This is a genomic window from Hydrotalea sp. (genome assembly GCA_030054115.1).
Taxonomy (GTDB): Bacteria; Pseudomonadota; Alphaproteobacteria; order JASGCL01; family JASGCL01; genus JASGCL01.
In genome coordinates this window covers 1-310 of the sequence record JASGCL010000045.1, presented here as the reverse complement: position 1 = coordinate 310, position 310 = coordinate 1, and the positions used below count along the sequence as shown (strand labels likewise).

General features: G+C 47.1%; 1 protein-coding gene. It reads left to right on the top strand.

The annotated features are described in order from the left end of the window. Positions 1–57: 57 nt before the first annotated feature. Positions 58–310 (top strand): hypothetical protein (locus tag QM529_06835; protein MDI9314369.1); only part of this gene is annotated, 253 nt, incomplete at its 3' end.

Sequence of the window (310 nt, the reverse complement as noted above, 5' to 3'; positions counted from 1 at the left end):
TTACTTGAGGGCGGCCGATAAATTTTTCTATGGTTTTCGCCATGTTGCATTCGCAACATGGCAAGAAAAATTTTCGAGAATGACGGACGGTGGGGTGTTAAAAACGGCAACGTAAAAAAAGATAAGAGATGGCGATGCCACAAAGCCTCCATTGCTTCAGCCGCCGCTCACCTCTCTCCCGTCATTCTCGAAATCGTTGCGAGCGATATTGCGTTCAGCAATAGCGCAAACCATTCGCAACGATTATCGGGAACCCAAGCCTTGGCGTCGCATTTTATCAAAGTAATAATCATTCGCCAGCGAAGCTGTC